The organism is Klebsiella planticola ATCC 33531, assembly GCF_000735435.1.
GTDB lineage: Bacteria > Pseudomonadota > Gammaproteobacteria > Enterobacterales > Enterobacteriaceae > Klebsiella > Klebsiella planticola.
Genome location: NZ_JMPP01000065.1, coordinates 1 through 3,104 on the forward strand (window position 1 = coordinate 1; position 3,104 = coordinate 3,104).

Sequence of the window (3,104 nt, forward strand, 5' to 3'; positions counted from 1 at the left end):
CGCTGCGCTTACCGGGGCTACGGGGTCGTGCGGTCAGGTAGCCCGCATAAGGCGCTGGCGCCGCCAGCCGGGAAAAGTACCCCGCTGGCGCTGCGCTTACCGGGGCTACGGGGTCGTGCGGTCAGGTAGCCCGCATAAGACGCTGGCGCCGCCAGCCGGGAAAATCCCCGCTGGCGCTGTGCTTACCGGGGCTACCGGGTCGTGCGGTCGGATAGCCCGGATAAGGCGCTGGCGCCGCTATCCGGGAATAAGGTTGGTTTATTTCGCCAGAGTGGCGAAGCGGGCGAATACGCTGTCAAAAATCGCCAGCCCTTTCGCAATCTGCTCAGCGCTGATGGTGCATGGCGGCACCACGTGAATGCGGTTTTCCACCACAAAGGCCAGCAGACCCGCTTCGGTTAACGCCCCCTTAATCGCCGCCATATCCGCCGCGGTTAACGGCGTTTTAGCTTCGCGGTCGCTGACCAGTTCCAGCGCCTGGAACAGGCCACGGCCGCGGACATGACCGATAATCGCATGTTTTTCCGCCAGCGCCTCCAGCCCCGGACGCAGGACGTGATTCCCCATCTGCGCCGCGTTTTCGACGATGTTTTCCTCTTTCATGGCATCGATCGTCGCCACAATCGCCGCCATCGCCAGCGGATGGCCGGAGTAGGTCAGGCCACCGGCAAAGAAATGGTCGTCAAAATAACGGGCAATCGGATCGCTAATCAGCACCCCGCCCGCAGGCACATACCCGGCGTTAACCCCTTTGGCAAAGGTCACCAGATCCGGCACCACGCCATCTTGCTCGAAGGCAAACCAGCTGCCGGTACGGCCAAACCCGGCCATCACCTCATCGAGGATCAGCACAATACCAAACTCATCGGCCAGCGCCCGTACGCCCTGCATATAGCCGTCAGGCGGCACCAGAATACCCGCGGTACCGGGAATCGACTCCAGCAGAATGGCGGCAATCGCGCCAGGGCCTTCACACTCAATGATTCTGCGTAGATGCGCCAGCGCGCGCAGACACTCCTCCTCTTCCGTCACCGCATTAAATTCGCTGCGATAGAGGTAGGGGTTGAAAAAGTGCACGTGGCCGCGGGAGTACTCATTCGGCACGCGGCGCCAGTCGCCGGTGGCGGCAATCGCGCTGCCGGTATTGCCGTGGTATGAACGATAGGCCGACAGCACCTTATCGCGTCCGGTGTACAGCCGCGCCATGCGAATGGCATTCTCGTTGGCGTCGGCTCCGGCATTGGTAAAGAACACTTTGCTGAAGCCTTCCGGCGCCAGCTCGACGATGCGTTTCGCCGCTTCGCCGCGGGCGAGGTTGGCGGTCGCCGGCGCAATCGTCACCAGCTCCTCCAGCTGCGCTTTCATCGCCGCCAGCACGCGCGGGTGCTGATAGCCGATATTGACGTTAACCAGCTGACTGCTGAAATCAAGGTAGGTTTTGCCTTCATAATCCCACAGTTCACAGCCCCTGGCCCCGGCAATCACCAGCGGGTTGATGTTGCCCTGTACCGACCACGAATGGAAAACATAAGCGCGATCCAGTTGGCGAACGTCATCGTTGCTTACCGTTACATCATTCTGTATTGCCAGCTTCATACCCTGCCCTCTGATGTCATTGTTGTTCCCCCCATCATTGGTCGCCCGGCGGAAAAAGGGATAGAGCCAGTCGGTCGAAAAAGTTGTGACACCGTGTCACAACGCCACCTGACAACTGGCCCTGTGTGGTCGTGCACGGCGTTTTTATAGTGAGGGCAACAATGCGCACAGGAGAGTGAAATGACCACCAACAACGTAGTATTTATTACCGGGGCCACCTCCGGTTTTGGGGAGGCAGCGGCACAGGTGTTTGCCGAGGCGGGCTGGTCGCTGGTGCTGAGCGGGCGTCGCCTGGCGCGCCTGCAAAAATTGTATGACCGGCTGAACCTGCTGGTGCCGGTACATATTATCGAGCTGGACGTGCGTGACAGCGAGGCCGTTGCCGCCGCGGTGGCAGAGCTGCCTGCCGCCTTTGCCGATATCAAAACGCTGATTAACAACGCCGGGCTGGCGCTGGCGCCGCAGCCGGCGCAGAAGGTGGACCTGCAGGACTGGAAAACGATGATCGACACCAACGTTACCGGTCTGGTTAACGTCACCCACGCGCTGCTGCCGACGCTCATTCAGCACGGCGCCGGCGCCAGTATCATCAATGTCGGTTCCATTGCCGGTCAGTGGCCCTATCCGGGCAGCCACGTCTACGGTGCCAGCAAAGCATTTGTGAAGCAGTTCAGCTACAACCTGCGCTGCGATCTACTCGGTACCGGGGTGCGGGTGACCGATCTGGCGCCGGGCATTGCCGAGACCGAATTCACTCTCGTGCGCACTAAAGGCGACCAGGCGGCATCCGATAATCTGTATCGCGGCACCACTCCTCTGAGCGCGCAGGATATCGCCGGGCAGATGTTCTACATCGCCACCCTGCCGGATCATATGAATATCAACCGCGTAGAAGTAATGCCGGTGCGCCAGGCCTGGCAGCCGTTCGCGATTGACCGGGATTGATTGTAGACCAACGCGATTTATCTCCCCCTCCCCGGTGGCGCTGCGCTTACCGGGGCTACCTGTTTCCAGCCGTCTGCGGCCAGGGAAAAGCGCTGACGGCAGCTGTAGTCATTCGGCAACAACAAGACTTAAGCGATGCTCTGGTATCCGCTGAAATCGGCGAAACGGAGGTCGGAAAGCAGGGGCTGGACGCCAGGGACGGGACCAGTAGCATCGAGTTGATGCCGACCGCAGGCTGAGCGCCGGGCGGCCGATTTCTTTGCGCGCAAGCGGGGATTGTAAAGAGGACGCCCCCTGTTTCCGTTGATGTGCCACAAACCTGTTTTGCCGATTGATAGCGAACGGAACCATGTACCTTGCTGCCGGAACATCTCCCCGGGTCGCAGCACCAGCGGGGGATTTTCCCGGCTAGCGGCACCAGCGCGTTATGCGGTCTATCCGATCCCACGCCCCCCGTAGCCCCGGTAAGCGCAGCGCCACCGGGGATTTTCCCGGCTAGCGGCGCCAGCGCGTTATGCGGGCTACCCGACCGCACGCCCCCCGTAGCCCCGGTAAGCGCAGCA

The 3,104-nt window shown here is 61.2% G+C and carries 2 protein-coding genes; one reads left to right on the forward strand and one right to left on the reverse strand.

Annotated elements, in window-relative coordinates:
- Positions 1 to 258: 258 nt before the first annotated feature.
- Positions 259 to 1,596, reverse strand: coding sequence for an aspartate aminotransferase family protein (locus GRPL_RS02680; RefSeq protein WP_032689004.1), 1,338 nt, complete (start codon positions 1,594 to 1,596; stop codon positions 259 to 261).
- A 180-nt stretch (positions 1,597 to 1,776) separates the two neighbouring features.
- Between GRPL_RS02680 and GRPL_RS02675 the strand changes: the two genes are divergently transcribed.
- Positions 1,777 to 2,541, forward strand: a complete 765-nt coding sequence (locus GRPL_RS02675; RefSeq protein WP_032700607.1) for an SDR family NAD(P)-dependent oxidoreductase — start codon at positions 1,777 to 1,779, stop codon at positions 2,539 to 2,541.
- Positions 2,542 to 3,104: the final 563 nt, after the last annotated feature.

Excerpts from the sequence above, each read along its gene's own strand:
- GRPL_RS02680 (WP_032689004.1), bottom strand. The coding sequence starts at position 1,596 with ATGAAGCTGGCAATACAGAATGATGTAACGGTAAGCAACGATGACGTT.
- GRPL_RS02675 (WP_032700607.1), top strand. The coding sequence starts at position 1,777 with ATGACCACCAACAACGTAGTATTTATTACCGGGGCCACCTCCGGTTTT.